Origin of the sequence: Stenotrophomonas sp. yr243 (genome assembly GCF_900184195.1) — a bacterium.
GTDB lineage: Bacteria > Pseudomonadota > Gammaproteobacteria > Xanthomonadales > Xanthomonadaceae > Stenotrophomonas > Stenotrophomonas lactitubi.
The window spans coordinates 245990-263539 of sequence record NZ_FXWT01000002.1 but is presented as its reverse complement, the minus strand read 5'-3'; the positions used below and the strand labels follow the sequence as shown (position 1 = coordinate 263539).

The following is a 17550-nucleotide window of genomic DNA, read 5'->3' as shown; positions in this document are numbered from 1 at the left end:
TCTTGATGACTGGTCGCATTCAAAGTTTTAAACGAACCGATTGATGAACGCTATCGACAAAATGCCGCAGTCCCGCCAGCGCCAACAGCGTGCCGCCATCGACGGCGCCATGAGCCGCGACCGTGGACGATTGCTGGGAATGCTCTCGCGTTGCCAAGCCAAGCCACAGGATGCGGCGCTGGCCGCCAGTTTCGAGCAGGCCTTGCAGGTTTCGGTGCAGCGCCGGCAGGCGCGGGCGCAACAACAGCCGGCCATTACTCTGGACCCTCAGCTGCCGATTGCGCGTGAAGCCGAGACCATCACCCAGCTGATCCGAGACCATCAGGTGGTGGTGATCGCCGGCGAAACCGGTTCGGGCAAGACCACGCAGCTGCCGAAACTGTGCCTGGCCGCCGGCCGTGGCCAGGCGGGCATGATCGGCTGCACGCAGCCGCGACGGATCGCCGCCCGTGCGGTCGCCAGCCGTGTCGCGCAGGAGCTGCAGAGCGAGCTGGGCCAGCTGGTGGGCTACCAGGTGCGCTTCAACGACAAGGTCGGCGAAGACACCCGCATCAAGTTCATGACCGACGGCATCCTGCTGGCTGAAATCGCCAGTGATCGCTGGTTGTCGAACTACGACACGATCATCGTCGACGAAGCGCACGAACGCAGCCTCAACATCGACTTCCTGCTCGGCTATCTCAAGCAGCTGCTGTGCAAACGCCCGGACCTGAAGCTGATCGTCACTTCGGCGACCATCGACACCGAGCGTTTCGCCCAGCATTTCGACAACGCGCCGGTGATCAGCGTCGAAGGCCGTACCTATCCGGTGGAGGTGCGCTATCGCGCGCTGGAAGGCGAGGGCGAAGACCAGGGCGAGCGCACGGTCAATGATGCGATCGTCTCGGCCATCGACGAAATCACCCGGCTGGATTCGCGCGGTGATGTGTTGATCTTCCTGCCGGGCGAGCGCGAGATCCGCGATGCGCACCAGTCGCTGGAACGGCGCAAGTACCGCAACACCGAAGTGCTGCCGCTGTACGCACGGCTGTCCAACCAGGACCAGGACCGGGTGTTCAACCCGGGTCCGAACCGGCGCATCGTGCTGGCCACCAACGTGGCCGAGACCTCGTTGACGGTTCCGCGCATCCGTTATGTGGTCGACCCCGGTTTCGCCCGCGTCAAACGTTACAGCCCGCGCAACAAGCTTGACCGCCTGCACATCGAGCCGATCTCGCAGGCCAGTGCCAACCAGCGCAAGGGCCGCTGTGGCCGTGTGGCTGAAGGTATCTGCTATCGCCTTTATGCCGAGGCCGATTTCCAGGCACGGCCGGAGTTCACCGATCCGGAAATCCGTCGCTCCAGCCTGGCCGGGGTGATCCTGCGCATGCTGCAGCTCGGCCTGGGCCGCATCGAGGACTTCCCGTTCCTTGAGGCGCCGGATGAGCGGGCCGTCGCTGATGGTTGGCAGCATCTGACCGAGCTGGGGGCGATCGACAGCGAGCGCCATCTGACCGCGATCGGCAAGCAGATGGCGCGCCTGCCGGTGGACGTGAAGCTGGCACGCATGCTGGTTGCCGCACAGGCGGTCAGCTGCCTGCGGCCGATGCTGGTGATCGCCTCGTTCCTGGGCATCCAGGATCCGCGCGAGCGCCCGCCCGAAGCGCGTGGCGCGGCCGATAACGCACATGCGCAGTTCGCTGATGGCCGCTCCGAGTTCGTCGGTGTGCTACGTCTGTGGGATGCCTATCGCCAGTCCCATGAGGATCTGACCCAGTCCAAGCTGCGCGACTGGTGCGGCCGCCATTTCCTTGGTTTCCTGCGCATGCGTGAATGGCGCGAGCTGCATCGGCAGCTGCGCCTGTTGTGCGAGGAACTGGGCTGGAAAGAAGAGACCAATGAGGTATCGATGGCGCCGCTGCTGGCTGGCAGCAGTGCCCCGCCAGCCGCACGCGACGATGCCACTGCGGTGAAGGCGACCCGAGGCCAGCTGCACCGCGCCGCGCGCCTGGCCCGCGAGGGCAAGGCGGAAACGGCGCCCGCGCCGGTCGCCGCGCGTGCGCAGAAGGACCAGGTGCCCGACGGCGGTGGTTACAGCGAACGCGTTCGCGCTGCTGCCTACCAGACCCTGCATCGGGCGCTGGTGTCGGGCCTGCCCACGCAGATCGGCCATCGCAGCGAGAAGGGCGATTTCCAGGCGCCGCGCCAACGCCGTTTCCTGCCGTTCCCCGGCTCGACGCTTTCCAAGCGGCCGCCGCCGTGGCTGCTGGCAGCCAACCTGCTGGATACGCAGAAGGTATGGGGCATGACCCTGGCGGCAATCGAGCCGGACTGGGTGATCGCCGAACTGCCGCACCTGCTGCTGCGCAAGCACTTCGATCCGCACTGGTCGCGTGCGCAGGGCCAGGTGCTGGCCTCCGAACAGATCAGCCTGTTCGGGCTGGTGCTGGCACCGAAGAAACCGGTGCATTACGGCCGCATCAATGCCGGCGAAGCGCACGACATCTTCGTGCGCCAGGCACTGGTGACCGGTGAAATCAACACCCGTGCCAGCTTCGTGGCGGACAACCAGAAGGTGCTGGAGCAGGCCCGCGAGGAAGAGGCCAAGCTGCGCCGTGCCGGCATCGTCGCCGACGAGGACTGGCAGGCACGCTGGTACCTGGACCGGGTGCCGCCGCAGATCCACTCCGCGTCCGGGCTGGATGCGTGGTGGAAGGCGTTGCCGCCGGAACAACGCAAGGGACTGCACTGGTCGCTGCTGGATCTGCTGCCGGGCGAAGGCAGCGAGCAGGAGCGCTACCCGAAGTACCTGGCACTGGGCCAGGCGCGGCTGCCGCTGCACTACCGCTTCGAGCCGGGTGCCGAGGATGACGGCGTGACCCTGGACGTTCCGCTGCATCTGCTCAATGCATTGGATGCGGTGCAGTTGGGATGGCTTGCGCCCGGTTTCGTTGCCGACAAGGCGGCGGCATTGATCCGCAGCCTGCCCAAGGCGATGCGGCGCAACTACGTGCCGGCGCCGGATTTTGCGCGCGCCTTCTACGAAGCGTTCTCGCAACCCAGCGCCGATGCGATCACCGGTGAGCTGGCGCGCTTCCTGTCACGGGCAACCGGGGCAACGGTGGCCGCGACCGATTTCGATCCCGGTTCAATCGAGCCGCACCTGCACATGAACCTGCGCCTGCGCGATGAGCAGGGCAAGGTGCTGGCGACGTCGCGCGACCTCGATGTCCTGCGTGCGACGTTCGGCGGCCGTGCCGGCGATGCGTTCGCCGCGCGTGCCGGGCGCGAGATGGCGGCCGATGGTCTGCGCACGTTCCCGGCCACGCCGATTCCGCTGCAGGTGCCGGGCGAAGCCGGCGTGCCGGCCTATCCCGCGCTGAAGGATGAGGGTGACAGCGTCGCATTGCGTATCTACGCCGATCGCCAACAGGCCGAGGAATCACACCCGCTTGGTGTGCGCCGACTGCTGGAGATCGGCCTGGGCGAGAAGATCAAGCAGGCACGCAAGCAGTTGCCGGTCGCAGCGAAAACCGGCCTGTTGTACGCCTCGATCGAAACCCAGGAGCGCCTGCGTGGCGATCTGGTCGATGCGGCGATGAATGCCGTGCTGGCCGACGGCCTGGGTGATATCCGCGATGCGGCGGCATTCGAGCAGCGTCGCGAACACGCAGCAAAAACGCTGTTCGGCGAAGCCATGCAGCGGTTGAAACTGGCCGAGTCGATCCTTGCCCTTGTGGCCGAGTTGAAGCCGATGCTGGAAGCGCCGTTGATGGGCTGGGCGCGCGGCAATCTGGATGACATGGAAGCGCAGCTGGTTGGGCTGATCCATCCCGGCTTCCTGCGCGACACGCCGGCTGACGCTCTGGCGCAGTACCCGCGTTACCTGAAAGCGATGATCCTGCGCACCGAACGTGCAAAGCGCGATCCACCCCGAGACCAGGCGCGCATGCTGGAACTGCACCCGTTCCTGGAGGCGTTGCAGGTGGGTGAGCAGCAGGGCCTGCGCGAGCGGCCGCAGTGGCAGGCACTGCGCTGGGACCTGGAAGAACTGAGGGTGTCGTTGTTCGCGCAGGAACTGGGCGCACGCACCGGCGTTTCGGCGAAGAAGCTGGCGCAGCGGGTGACCGCACTGCGCCAGGCCTCGTAACCCTTGGCCCGACCCCGCCGGGTGCTCGCCGGTGGGGTCAAGCGGAATGCCATCCACGCATGGCGTGGATCTACCGCGGGTCTCGGCGGTAGCGGCCGATGGCGCCGTTACTTGGTGCGGCGCACCTTGGGCTGGGCGTTCACGCCTTCGACCTTCAGGTACCACACGCCCATCACGCCGGGGCTGATGCTGACCTTCGGTGATTGCTTGCGCACGCCGGAAACCGAGGTGGTATCGGTCTGTTCCCACTGCTGGTCATTGTCCAGCACATAGATCCGGCCCTTGCCGAAACCGCGGAACTCGCCCTGCAGCGCCCCGCTGATCGGCTCCTTGCTGCCGAAGTCGAAGAAGCCGCGGTTCTTCACGATCACTTCCTGGCGGCCTTCCTCGCGCGCTTCTTCGCGCACCGCAGCGACGGCCTTGGTGGTGGCGGCTTCAACCTTGCCCTGCAGCCAACGGTTCAGCGTGGCCAGCTCGGCGGCATTGAGCTTGTCCAAGCCTGCGGCCTTGAATTCGGCCGCTGACATCTGCTGCTGCAGGTCACCCTGCACCACGCGCTGGGCCAGCGCGGGCGCCGACAGGGACAGCAGCACGGCGGCACAGGCCAGCAGGCGCGGGCGGAAAGGCTGGGTGATCGAAGGCATGCGGAACTCTCCCGTGGATGTCGGCGAGTGTAGCGGCATGTCCACATTCCCGGCGATGGTGGCCGCGGCGATTGTTCCTGAACGGCTGCGGCGCTAGTGTAGGGGCTTCTGTCTTGCCTGCTCGATGCTGTGAACCGCGCTTCCGTCCCCGGCCTGGATGCCTTGTTGAACCGTCCCTCGGCAGCCGTGCTGCCTGCTCCGCTGCGCCAGGCCCTGCGCGGGCATTGGGAGGCGCCGGACTGCGACCCGCATATGCGTGCCAGCTGGTCGGTGCTGGGCGATACCCTGGACGCGCTGGCGATGCTCTCGGCAGACGAGGGCGCTGTGGTGGCGGCCCTGCTGTTCGATCTGCCGGGCCTGCGCGTTCACCTCGACGCGTTGCCGCTGGGTAGCCACAAAGCGGCGGTGATCGGCCTGCTCGATGGCCAGGATGCGGCCGACCCGGTGTGGGCCCTGCATGCCGGTCGCGAGGCGGGCCGTAACAGTGAAGGCCTGCGCCGGTTGCTGCTGGCCATCATCCGCGACCTGCGGGTGGTACCAATCCTGCTGGCCCGGCAGCTGGCGCGCATGCGCGCGGCCGACAAGCTCGATGAAGAGCAGCGCCGCGCGCTGGCCCAGTTGACCCGTGACATCCATGCGCCGCTGGCCAACCGGCTGGGCATCTGGCAGTTGAAATGGGAACTGGAAGACCTGGCGTTCCGCCACCTGGAACCGGAAACCTACCGGCGCATCGCGCGCGAGGTCGACGAAACCCGCATCGCCCGCGAACGCTACGTCGAGAACGTGAAGAAGGTGCTGTCGCGTGAACTGGGCGTGCAGGGCATCCACGCCGAGGTCAGTGGCCGACCCAAGCACATCTACAGCATCTGGCGGAAGATGCAGAAGAAGCGCCTGGCCTTCGACCAGCTGTATGACATCCGTGCGGTACGGGTAATGGTCGACGACGTGGCCGCCTGCTACGCCGCGCTCGGTGTGGTGCATGCGCTGTGGGCGCCGGTGCCGAGCGAGTTCGACGATTACATCGCCCGGCCCAAGGCCAACGATTACCGCTCGCTGCACACGGCGGTGGTTGGCCCGGAAGGGCGCACCATCGAAGTACAGATCCGGACCCACGACATGCACGCGCAGGCCGAGCTGGGCGTGGCCGCGCACTGGAAATACAAGGAAGGCGGCAAGGGCGCGGAGAAGTCGTTCGATCGCAAGATCACCTGGATGCGCCAGCTGCTGGAGCAGGCACAGGACGGGCAGGGCAATGAACTGGCCGGGGCGCTCGATGCCGAGCTGACCGAGGACCGGGTGTACGCGCTGACCCCGAAGGACGAGGTGCTGGACCTGCCGCAGGGTGCCACACCGCTGGATTTTGCCTACCAGGTGCACACCATGGTCGGGCACCGCTGCCGTGGCGCCAAGGTCAACGGCCGCATCGTGCCGTTGACCTACCGGCTGCGCAGCGGTGATCGGGTCGAGATCCTGACCGGCAAGGAGGCCGACCCGCGCCGCGACTGGCTGATGCCGGCCAACGGCTTCCTGGCCAGCAACCGCTCGCGCGAGAAGGTGCGCAGCTGGTTCCACAAGCTGGACCGTGCGCGCAACGTGCAGGCAGGGCGCGAGCTGCTGGAGCGCGAACTGAAACGGCTGGGCCTGCAGCATTCGGACCTGTCCGCAGCGGCGAAGAAGTTCCATGCCGACAGTGTCGACGACCTCTATATCCAGGTCGCCCTCGGCGATACTGGCCCCAACCAGGTCAGCCGTTCGCTGCTTGAAGCCGAGCGTGCGGCCAGCCAGCCGGTCGCACCGCCGACCCTGCCGCGGCCGACCGCGCGCCGCGAGAACCTGGGCAAGTCCAAGTTCACCGTACAGGGCGTGGGCAACCTGCTGGTGCAGCTGGCGCGCTGCTGCCAGCCGGTGGCAGGCGAACCGATTGTCGGCTACCTGACCCGTAGCCGGGGTGTCACGGTGCATCGTGCAGACTGCGTCGCACTGGCGCGACTGGCCGCGACCAGCCCGCAAAGGATCCTGCCGGTGGAATGGGGCCAGGCCGGCGGTGGCTACGAAGTGGACGTGGTGGTCGAGGCGGTCGACCGCCGCTGGCTGCTGAAGGACATCACCAACCTGATCGCACAGGAAGACGCCTACGTGCTGGACATCCACAGCGACAACGTCCGCAACAGTGGCCGCGCGCATCTGCGCCTGCGGCTGAAGGTCAGCGACTACGGCCAGTTGTCGAATCTGCTGGGCAAGCTCGATGCGCTGCCCGGCGTCAGCGAGGCGCGTCGTCTGGGCTGAGCTTCACGCTGCCCCGGCTACCCTGCACGCATGGAACGCGAGCCCCCGCATCGCTCACACGGCGCCGCACATCCGGCGCTCGATCGCGTTCGCCGCGAAAGCCGCTGGTGGTGGCTGCAGGCGCGCCATGCACGCCGGGTGTGGCGTTGGGCGCTGCTGGCTGCTGCAGCGGTGTTCGTGCTGCTGGTGCTGGTGCGCAAGCCGCTGGCCGACTGGTTCTGGGACGAGCCACAGATAGAACAACTGCTGGCCGAGGGCGATCGCGCGCTGGCCGAAGGGCGCTTGACCGCGGGCGACGGCAGTGGCGCGCGCGAACGCTACCAGGCGGTGCTGGCCCTGGATGGCGACCGGCCGCAGGCGCGGCAGGGCCTGGCCCGCACCGGCGCGGCAGCGTTGCAGCAGTCGCGTGAGCGACTGCAGGCGGGCGACCTTGACGGCTGCGCAAAGGCGCTGGCGTTGGCGCGTGAGCTGCAGGTGCCGCGCGCCGAGGCGGACGCGGTGGCCCAGCAGCTGCAGGCACGTCGTCGCGCCGGGGCTGGCATCGGCGCGCTGCTTGCGCAGGCCCGCAATGCTTTTGCTGCGGGGCGTCTGGACGACGGCGACAGCAGCGCGTTGCCGTTGTTCCAGCGTGTGCTGGCGCTGCAACCGGACAACCTGCCTGCACTGGAAGGGCGCGAGGACGCATTGAGCGATCTGCTGCAGCAGGCGCGAGCACAGGCCGCGCGCGGCGAGCTGGCCACGGCGGCCGCGATCCTGCAGCGTGCACGCCAGTTCGATGCAGGTCATTCCGAGCTTCCTGCCAGCCAGGAAGCGCTGGCCCAGGCCGTCGATCAGCGGCTGCAGCAGGGTCAGCGTGCGCTTAAACGGCAGCAGCTTGAGACGGCTGCAGACAGTTTCCAGGCCGTGCTCGCGGTCACGTCCGATGATCCCACTGCACTTCGTGGACGCGAGCAGACCGTGCAGGCGTTGCTGGCACGCAGCCAGAAGCGGGCCGACGATTTCCAGTTCGAGGCGGCCGACAAGGATGCTGCGCTGGCGGCAGGGCTTGGTGCTTCGCAGGCAGCGCAGCAGCAGCTGGCACAGCGCCTGCAGCGTGCGCGGCAGGCGCGCCAGTCATTGCAGCAGCCGGGCATCAGCACGGCCCAGCGTGAGCGCCAGCTGCGTGATCGGCTGCGCCAGATCGATCGTGCGGAGCGTGCCGGACAGTTGATCAGCCCCCCCGGTCACAGCGCCTTCGATGCGCTGCGCGAAGCGCAGGCACTGGCGCCGCGCGACAACCGGGTCAAGGCGGCGGCCGCGCGCCTGCTGCCCGCCAGCAGGTCCTGCTTCGATGACAACCTGCGACAGAACCGGGTGCAGGCGGCAGGTGCGTGCCTGCAGGCCTGGCAGACCCTGGCGCCGACGGCTGCGGGATTGCCCGATGCGCGAGCCCGTCTGGCGCAGCGCTGGCTGGCGATCGGCAGCGAGCGGCTGGGTCGCGGTGATGTTGAATTTGCGGCCTCGGCCGTGGAGCAGGTGCGGCGGCTGCAGCCGGATCTGGCCGAGCTTGCCGCGTTCGAGGACCGCCTGCGGCACGCAGGCGGTCACATCGATTAGTCGAAGAACACCCGCTGCACGGTTGCCGATGCGGCATCCAGCGAGAAATGCTCGGCCACGTTGGCCAGGCCAGCGGCGGCCAGCTGCTGCCAGAGCATAGGGTCCTGATACAGGCGGACCACCGCCTCGGCAAAGCCCGCTGCATCGTCGGCCACCAGCACATCCTGGCCGGCACGCAGGTGCATGCCTTCCACCGCGCAGGTGGTGCCGACCACGGGCTGGCCATGGGCCATGCTCAGGTTGATCTTGCCCTTCACGCCGGCGCCGAAACGCAGCGGCGCGATGGCGATCCGGGCGCCGTCCATGTACGGAACGATGTCTTCAACGAAGCCATGCATCACTACGCCCGGCTGGTTGGCTGCCAGGGCAAGCAGCGTGTCCGGTGCGCCGGCACCGATGCAATGCAGGCGCGCCTGCGGCAGCGCCGCGTGAATGTGCGGGAACACGTCCCCGATGAACCACTCCATCGCATCCAGGTTGGGCGGATGGCGGAAGCCGCCGACGAACACCAGGTCGTGGCGCTGTGCGAACGGTGCGCCCGTGCCGGCGACCTCATGCAGGTTGGAGATCAGCTCCACCCGCACCTGGGGTGCATCGGCCTGCAGCTGTTCGCGCTCGGCGGCGCTGACCAGCACGGTGATGTCACACCGGTCCATCACTGCCAGTTCGCTGGCGCGGGTGCGTTCGGCGTTGCGCAGCAGGCCAGCATCGCCGGCCACTTCCGCACCACGGCGTTCGCGCAGGTAGTGCAGGTCGACGGTGTCGAACACGGTGCGGGCCTGCGGTGCATAGCGTTTGAGCAGCGGCAGGCATTCGTTGGCGACGTGGTGGCGCACCATCATCACCACGTTGAAGCGGGTGCCGTGGCTGCGCAGCCAGCCTGCAACACCGTCCAGGAAGGGTGTGTACCAGACTTCCACGCCCATCCGCTGCAGGGCTTCGGTCGCCACGCCGCCATGTTCGCGCCGGGTGGGCACGAACACCACGTGGGCGCCGCCCTGCAGCAGCAGGCGGATCAGGTTGACCTGCCGCAGCGAGCCGGAGTCGCGCTCCGGGCGCGGCACTTCCTCATCCAGGATCAGCACCTGGCGACGGCCGCGCAGCAGCAGCGCCGGCGAAGGCACTTCGCCAACCTTCGGACGGGCGGCCAGTTCAGCCGCCCATCTGGCTGCGAAAACACCTTGGTTGCGTACCTGGTAGGCCTTCACGCCGCTGCCGGTATCGGTGCCGTTGCTGGTGCCTTCATCGTGGATCACCCGGCTGGCCGGCTGCACCAGCACGCGCAGGCCCTGTGCACGCACGCGGAAGGCCAGGTCGGTGTCTTCGTAGTAGGCGGGCTTGTAGCGGGTGTCGAAGCCGCCCAGCTGCTGCCACAGTGCGCGGGGCAGCATCAGCGCGGCGCCGGAGCAGTAATCGACGTCGCGCAGGCTGGCGAAGCGGGGATCATCGGCCGCTTCGAAGCGGCCGTAGCTCCAGCCACTGCCATCGCCGAAGATCACCCCGCCCGATTCCTGCAGGCGGCCGTCGGGATACAGCAGTTGGCTGCCGACCAGGCCGGCATCGGCGACGGTCGCAAAGGTGTCCAGCAATGCCTCCAGCCAGCCCGGCTGCGGCACCGTATCGTTGTTGAGCAGCACCACGTAGCGACCGCGGGTGCGCGACACGCCGTCGTTGCAGGCCTCGATGAAGCCACCGTTGCGCTCGCGCACTTCGTAGCGCAGGCCGCTGATCTGCGGCATCCACTGCACCGTTGGGTCACTACTGCCGTCGTCCACCACGAGGATCTCGCAGGCCACCGACGGCGGGTGCGCGGCCAGGGCACGCAGGCAGGCCAGGGTATGGTCGACGTGGTTGTAGACCGGAATGACGATGCTGACGTCCGGCGTATCGCTGGTCGGCACCGCGAAGGGAGCGAACGGCTGTGCCGGTGGCAGGTACAGCGGTTTGCGCGGTGCTGGAACGGCGCGCTGGCTGTGCACGCGGATGCGCTGCCAGGTGGCCCGCCAGCCGCGGGTGCGCAGGCTGGCCAGGCTGCGGCGGGCCAGCCCGGTCAGGCGATTGATCAGGTAGCGGATTTCGGCCAGGGACATCGCCATCCGGTTGCAACTCCAGCTTAAGCAGGGGGGCCGGGAGAATTCGCCTGCCGCAGCGGCTGGGGTAGACTCGCCAGACCCTACATTGTCGCATTCCCGTGCCCCGACGCTACGATTCAGACGATATCGACGATTTCGACGACGACCAGCAGGACACCGGTCCGCTCTGGCGCCGCCGGCTGATCACCTGGAGCATGGCGGCGGTCGCGTTGGGATTGGGTTTCCTGATCCCCTATACGCTGTACCTGAACCAACAGGTGACGCAACGTTTCGGTGAACTGCGCTGGCAGATCCCGACGCGCGTCTATGCACGCCCGCTGGTGCTGATGCCCGGCAAGGCGATGGATGCGGCGACCCTGAAGACCGAACTGGCCGCCTCGGCCTATCGCGATGATGGCCAGGGCAAGGAACCGGCAACCTATGCGGTGCAGGGCGGCCGCTTCGTCATCTCCAGCCGCGGCTACAACGATGTCGATGGCCAGGTCGCCGCGCGTCGGGTCGAGCTGTCGCTGTCCGGCGGCAGCATTGCTTCGCTGCGCGACGCCGACAGCCGCAAGGCGCTGAAGGCGGCCCGCATGGATCCTGCGCGCATCGCCACGCTGTATGGGCAGAAGCAGGAAGAGCGCCGCCTGATCCGCATGAACGAGGCGCCGGACCTGTTGGTCACTGGCCTGCAGGCGGTCGAGGACAAGGATTTCAACCGCCATCACGGCATCGATCTGTCAGGTATCGCGCGCGCGGTCTGGGTGACGGTCCGCTCCGGTGGGCAGAGCAGGCAGGGCGCTTCCACCCTGACCCAGCAGCTGGCCCGCAGTGGCCTGCTGGGTATCGGCAAGGAACAGACCTATACCCGCAAGTTCAACGAAGTGCTGTATGCGTTGATCATGGAAGCGCGCTATGACAAGCGCACCATCTTCGAGGCCTACCTCAACCAGGTGTATCTGGGCCAGCGCGGCAGCCAGGCGATCCACGGCATGTCCTCCGGTGCCGAGTTCTGGTTCGGCCGTGATCTCTCCTCGCTGGAAACCGAGCAGATCGCGCTGTTGATCGGCCTGGTCAAGGGGCCGTCGTACTACGACCCGCGGCGCAATCCCGAGCGTGCGCTGGACCGTCGCAACTTCGTGCTGGGCAAACTGCACGAGGCGACCCTGATCGATGATGCCGAGTACCAGCGTGCGTTGAAGGCGCCGCTGGGCGTGCCCAAGACCCCGGGCCTGGTGGCGGCCAACCGCTTCCCCGCCTACGTCGACCTGGTGCGTCGCCAGCTTGGCCACGACTATCCGGAATCTGCCCTGCAGGGCGCCGGCCTGAGCGTGATGAGCGGCATGTCGCCCTCCGCGCAGGCGTATGCCGAAGGCGCGGTCACGCGCACCATCAAATCGCTTGAAAGCAAGCGTCGCCCCGAGCTGCAGGCCGGCCTGGTGATGACCGACGTGCACAACGGTGACGTGGTGGCGGTGATCGGCAGCCGCGAAGTGTCCGAGGTCGGCTTCAACCGTGCCATCGAGGCGCAGCGCCCGGTCGGCTCGCTGCTCAAGCCGTTCGTGTACCTGCTGGCACTCGCGCAGCCGGACCGCTATTCGCTGGCCAGCTGGGTCGACGATTCGCCGGTGACCGTGCAGCTCAGCCGCGGTCGCAACTGGAATCCCGGCAATGCGGACAACCGCAGCCATGGCACCGTGCGCCTGATCGACGCGCTGGCCCATTCCTACAACCAGGCCACGGTACGCGTGGGCATGCAGGTTGGCCCGGAGCGGGTGACCCAGTTGATCCATGTGCTGGCCGGCATCAAGGCCGAGCCGAATCCGGCGGTGATCCTCGGCTCGACCGACCAGAGCCCGTACGCGATGGCGCAGCTGTACCAGTTCCTGGCATCGGGTGGCGAGATCCAGCCGCTGCACGCAGTGCGTGGCGTCCTTGATCCGCAGGGCAAGCTGCTCAAGCGCTACGACAAGACGCCTGCACCGGCACAGGAAGGTGACTCCATCGCCGCCAACCTGATCAGCATCGGCCTGCAGCAGGTGGTGGCCAGTGGTACCGCGCAGCGCTTGAATGCCGATGGCCTGGGCCGCCTGCAGCCGGCCGGCAAGACCGGCACCACCAACGATGGCCGCGACAGCTGGTATGCCGGTTACACCGGCGATCACCTTGCGGTGATCTGGATGGGCAACGACCAGAACGAACAGGCCGGGCTGTATGGCGCCACCGGCGCGATGCGGGTGTGGTCGGGTATTTTCCAGCGCCTGCCGACGGCGCCGTTGAAGGTCAGCAACAAGGGCCTCGACTGGCAACCGGTTGCAGCGACCGGTACCAACAGTACCGATGAAGGCTGCCCGGGCGCGCGGCGATTCCCGTTCGTGGTGGGCTATGCGCCTGCTTACGAGCCGTGTGCACCGGCCGCGGTGCCGGACGCGCAGGGCGGTGCCGAAGGCGAGGGCGGCGGTTGGCGCAGCTGGTTCGGCCTTGACCGTAAACCGGAACCCGCCGCTGAACCTGCCGCAGCACCCGCTGCAGCGACTCCTCCTCCAAGCCGATGATGCCGATGACTATCCGTACGCTGTTCCAGCCCCTGGTCCTGAGTGGCCTCACCCTGGCCCTGGCGGCCTGCGTGAGCAGCGCGCCGCAGGTGGTCAAGCCGGTGGACACCACCACGCCCGCACAGCGGCTGGCAGCCGTGGAAGCAGCAGCTGGCCCGGATGACAAGGAGCTGTCGGTGCAGCCGCTGCGCGATTCGCAGGTCGAGGATCTGCGGCAGACTGCGCTGACCCAGCGCCAGGCCAACGATCTGGCCGGCGCGGCCGGCAGCCTGGACCAGGCGTTGCAGATCGTGGCCGGTGATCCGTCGGTACTGCAGGAACGCGCGGAACTGGCGCTGCTGCAGGGCAAGTGGACAGAGGCGGAAACGTTCGCGCGCAAGGCCGTGGACCTGGGTTCGAAGACGGGGCCGTTGTGCCGCCGGCACTGGGCGACGATCGAGCAGGCGCGCCTGGCGCGGGGCGAGAAGGAGAATGCGGTGTCGGCGCATGCGCAGATTGAAGGTTGCACGGTGCCGGGGATCAAGCGGTACTAGGTTTCCTGCCAACGGCGCAGCCCCTCGTGGCTGGCTGCTTGGCAGCGTAATGCAAAAGCCGCGCTTGGCCGGGCGGGGTGGGTTCGCGGGGGACGCCGTGAACCCGTCCATGGGGGCTTGGCCGCGGCATCCATGCCGCGGACACCCCCGCGAGCCCACCCCGCCCGACCTCTGACACTTTCCGTGTGCGGCCAGCCACGGAGAAGAAAATCAAAATCAAACGCGGGTCGCGCGCTGCGCGCGCTCGCTGAGGGGTCGGAGCCGTTTTCCCAAGGAGAACGGCTCCGACCCCTTCTACTTTCCCCGTTACACCAACCGCTTCTGCTCCGCCTTTGCCTCCGTCACCGGGAAACTGTCGAGGGTGGGGCGGGCAGGGCAGGCAGGACCGTTGGCGCCATGGATGGCGCCATCGAGCCCCCATGGATGGGTTCACGGCGTGTCCTGCCTGCCCTGTCCGACCCGCCCCAGCACGTAGCAACCCAGAGCCATGAACAAACGCTGTTGCCGTTGCTTTTGCCTGTGCCTGTGCTCTGGCCTGAAACGGGTGCCGGGCAGCGCCCGGCCGGGTATCCTTTCCACCTGATGTCCGACCTTGTCCATGCCAGCCGCGAAGCCCTCAGCGAAGGCGGCGCGCTCGCCTCCCACCTGGATGCATTCGTCCCGCGTCCTGCGCAGCTGCGCCTGACCGAGGCCATTGCAGCGTCGATGCAGCAGCGCGACCTGCTGCTCGCCGAAGCCGGTACCGGCACCGGCAAGACCTTTGCCTATCTGGTGCCGGTGCTGCTGTCCGGAATGCGCACCATCATTTCCACCGGTACCCGCGCGCTGCAGGACCAGCTCTATCACCGTGACCTGCCGCGCGTGCGCCAGGCGCTGGGCGTCGGCCTGCGCAGCGCGCTGCTGAAGGGACGCAGCAACTACCTGTGCCGTTATCGCCTGCAGCAGGCACGCGGTGAACCCCGATTCTCCAGCCCGGAACAGGCGGCACAGTTCCAGCGCATCCTGGCCTGGTCCGGCCGCTCGGATTCGGGCGATATCGCTGAACTCGATGGCCTGGCCGACGACTCGCCGCTGCTGCCGATGGTCACCTCCACCGTCGACAACTGCCTGGGCAACGAGTGTCCCTTCTGGGATGACTGCTTCGTCGTGCGTGCCCGCCAGCGTGCTCAGGCCGCCGACCTGGTCGTGGTCAACCACCATCTGCTGCTCGCCGATCTCGCGCTGAAGCAGGAGGGCTTCGGCGAGCTGTTGCCCGGTGCGCAGGCCTTCGTCATCGACGAGGCCCATCAGTTGCCCGAGCTGGCCGCGCAGTTCTTCGGCGAGGGCTTCGGCATGCGCCCCTGGCAGGAGCTGGGCCGTGACTGCCTGGTTGAAGCGCGCGGCGTGGGTGGCGCGCAGTCGGCATTGCAGGAACCGGTTGATCATCTGCAGCAGGCCTTGTCTGCGCTGCGTGCTGCGATGGAGGGGCTGCCTGCACGCGGTACGCAGTGGCGGGCGTTGGCGATGCCGCAGGTACGCGAGGGTTTCGATGCGGTGATGTCCAACCTGGTGGTGCTGGAGCAGGCACTGCAACCGTTGCGCGAAGCCGCTGCCGGCCTGGATGCCTGCCATGCGCGCGCGCGCGAGGCGATCTCGCGGCTGGGCCGTTGGCTGGGCGATGAAGAACCCGCGCTCGATTTCGATGCCGATCCCGCCGAAGCGACTGCCGCCGCCGGCGACGTGCTCTGGTACGAGTTGACCCCGCGCGGTTTCCGCTGCCAGCGCACGCCGATGGATGTGTCCGCGCCGTTGCGCGAACATCGCGAGCGCAGCCATGCAGCATGGATTTTCACCTCGGCCACGCTGACCGTTGGCGGTGGCTTCGAGCACATTGCCACGCGCCTGGGCCTGGATGATCCACAGACGCTGGTACAGCCCAGCCCGTTCAACTGGCCCGAGCAGGCGCTGTGCTACCTGCCTGAAGGGTTGCCCGATCCGGCCGCCCGCGGTTTCGGAACCGCACTGATCCAGGTGCTGCGCCCGGTGCTGCAGGCGTCGCAGGGCAGGGCGTTCCTGTTGTTCGCTTCGCATCGTGCGCTGCGCGAAGCAGCCGAGGCCTTGCGTGATGGACCCTGGCCACTGTTCGTGCAGGGCGAAGCGCCGCGAGCGACCCTGTTGCAGCGTTTCCGTGAATCCGGCAATGGCGTGCTGCTGGGCTCGGCCAGTTTCCGCGAGGGCGTGGATGTGGTCGGTGAGGCCTTGAGCGTGGTGATGATCGACAAGCTGCCCTTCGCCACGCCCGATGATCCGGTGTATGAAGCGCGGCTGGAGGCAATCCGCACCCAGGGCGGCAATCCGTTCCGCGACGAGCAGTTGCCACAGGCGGTCATTGCCCTGAAGCAAGGCGTAGGCCGGCTTATCCGCAGCGAGACCGACCGGGGCGTGCTGGTGCTGTGCGACCCGCGCCTGCTCAACCGTGGCTACGGCAAGGTTTTCCTGCAGTCGCTGCCGCCGTTCCGGCGAACCCGGGCCCTGGCCGATGTGCAGGCCTTCTTTGCGCCACAATGGGCGCCCGTGGCAGATGCCGCAGCCCCAACCGCCGCCGTGGCGGGCCCGGAGCCGGCTCCCGGTGCCACGTTCCCCCTGTTCTGACCCGATCCGATGAAACTGCTCGCCTTTGAAACCGCCACCGAAGCCTGTTCCGTAGCCCTGCATGTCGATGGGCAGGTACTGGAACGCTTCGAGATCGCCCCCCGTCGGCATGCCGAACTGAGTCTGCCGTGGGCGGAGGAGCTGCTGGCCGAGGCCGGCATCAGCCGCCGCCAGCTGGACGGCATCGCGCTCAGTCGTGGTCCCGGCGCGTTCACCGGTGTGCGCCTGGCAATCGCCTTGGCACAGGGCATCGCGTTGGCGCTGGATCGCCCGTTGCTGCCGGTGTCGACGCTGCAGGTGCTGGCACTGCGCGCGCCGAAGGAAGAGAAGCAGATCCTGTCGGCGATCGATGCGCGGATGGGTGAGTTGTACGTGGCACGTTTCGAGCGCGTGGATGGACTGCCGGTGGCGCGTGATCCCGAGCGCGTATGCGTACCGACGGCGGTGTCGTTGCCGGAAGGCGCATCCGTCTACGGTGTCGGCACCGGTTTTGCCGCGGCGGAGGGCGCGCTGGTCGCGCAGCTGGGTGCGGGTATGCGCCGCTTCGATGCGACGGCGCTGCCGCATGCAGCAGATGTGCTGACACTGGCGGTGCCGGCGTTCGCACGCGGCGAAGGCATTGCGCCGGAGAAGGTCGAGCCGGCGTACCTGCGTGACAACGTGGCGCTGACGCTGGTCGAGCAGCAGGCCGCGCGGGACGCGAAGGCGAAAGCCAACGGCTGAGCCCCTCGTGGCTTGGTTGGTCGTGTAAATCAAAAGCCGTGGGTTGGCCGGGCGGGTGGGCTGCGCAGGGGACGCTGCAAGTACGTCCATGTAAGCTCGGTCGCCGCATCCATGCGGCTCACGCCCCTGCGCAGCCCACCCGCCCGGCCACGGATAGTTTCCGTGCGCGTCCGCCACGGAAATTCAAAACAAAATCAAAGTCAAAAGCAGATCGCTTCGCTCACATCCACGCATGGCGTGGATCAACCGTGCAGGCATGGCGTGGATGCCTCGTGTCGACCAAGGTCGACACCTACCAACAGCAAAGATGCGCCGCGATCTGTCAGAGGTGGGGCGGTGTCGGGTGGCGGGGTATCCGCGGCATGGATGCCGCGGCTA

Annotated in this window: 9 protein-coding genes; 7 read left to right on the top strand and 2 right to left on the bottom strand. The window is 67.6% G+C overall.

Annotated elements, in window-relative coordinates; translation table 11 throughout:
- Positions 1 to 43: 43 nt before the first annotated feature.
- Positions 44 to 4129: an ATP-dependent RNA helicase HrpA gene (hrpA, locus tag QOL57_RS07935; RefSeq protein ID WP_089236538.1), complete on the top strand. Its 4086-nt coding sequence runs from the start codon at positions 44 to 46 to the stop codon at positions 4127 to 4129.
- A gap of 107 nt (positions 4130 to 4236) precedes the next feature.
- Here hrpA and QOL57_RS07930 read toward each other — a convergent pair whose 3' ends face one another.
- On the bottom strand, positions 4237 to 4773 hold the full coding sequence (locus tag QOL57_RS07930) for a hypothetical protein (RefSeq protein WP_089236537.1): 537 nt from the start codon (positions 4771 to 4773) through the stop codon (positions 4237 to 4239).
- A gap of 129 nt (positions 4774 to 4902) precedes the next feature.
- Here QOL57_RS07930 and QOL57_RS07925 point away from each other — a divergent pair, with 129 nt between their 5' ends.
- Both QOL57_RS07925 and QOL57_RS07920 read left to right on the top strand, forming a co-directional pair.
- Positions 4903 to 7059, top strand: a complete 2157-nt coding sequence (locus tag QOL57_RS07925; protein ID WP_089236536.1) for a bifunctional (p)ppGpp synthetase/guanosine-3',5'-bis(diphosphate) 3'-pyrophosphohydrolase — start codon at positions 4903 to 4905, stop codon at positions 7057 to 7059.
- A 30-nt stretch (positions 7060 to 7089) separates the two neighbouring features.
- Positions 7090 to 8655, top strand: a complete 1566-nt coding sequence (locus QOL57_RS07920; protein WP_089236535.1) for a hypothetical protein — start codon at positions 7090 to 7092, stop codon at positions 8653 to 8655.
- On the opposite strand, the gene QOL57_RS07915 is transcribed toward QOL57_RS07920, so the two are convergent.
- On the bottom strand, positions 8652 to 10751 hold the full coding sequence (locus tag QOL57_RS07915; protein WP_089236534.1) for a glycosyltransferase: 2100 nt from the start codon (positions 10749 to 10751) through the stop codon (positions 8652 to 8654). The genes QOL57_RS07920 and QOL57_RS07915 overlap by 4 nt on opposite strands.
- A 95-nt stretch (positions 10752 to 10846) precedes the next feature.
- Between QOL57_RS07915 and mrcB the strand changes: the two genes are divergently transcribed.
- The 4 genes from mrcB (at position 10847) to tsaB (ending at position 17172) form a co-directional block, all read left to right on the top strand.
- Positions 10847 to 13285, top strand: a complete 2439-nt coding sequence (gene mrcB / locus QOL57_RS07910; protein WP_089236533.1) for a penicillin-binding protein 1B — start codon at positions 10847 to 10849, stop codon at positions 13283 to 13285.
- Positions 13282 to 13818 carry a hypothetical protein gene (locus QOL57_RS07905; protein ID WP_089236532.1) on the top strand — a complete coding sequence of 179 codons (537 nt, stop codon included), beginning with the start codon at positions 13282 to 13284 and terminating at the stop codon, positions 13816 to 13818. The genes mrcB and QOL57_RS07905 overlap by 4 nt, the downstream gene beginning before the upstream one ends.
- A 582-nt stretch (positions 13819 to 14400) precedes the next feature.
- On the top strand, positions 14401 to 16449 hold the full coding sequence (locus tag QOL57_RS07900) for an ATP-dependent DNA helicase (RefSeq protein ID WP_089238064.1): 2049 nt from the start codon (positions 14401 to 14403) through the stop codon (positions 16447 to 16449).
- 9 nt (positions 16450 to 16458) lie between these two features.
- Complete coding sequence (gene tsaB / locus QOL57_RS07895) at positions 16459 to 17172, top strand: tRNA (adenosine(37)-N6)-threonylcarbamoyltransferase complex dimerization subunit type 1 TsaB (protein ID WP_089236531.1); 714 nt, start codon at positions 16459 to 16461, stop codon at positions 17170 to 17172.
- Positions 17173 to 17550 lie beyond the last annotated feature (378 nt).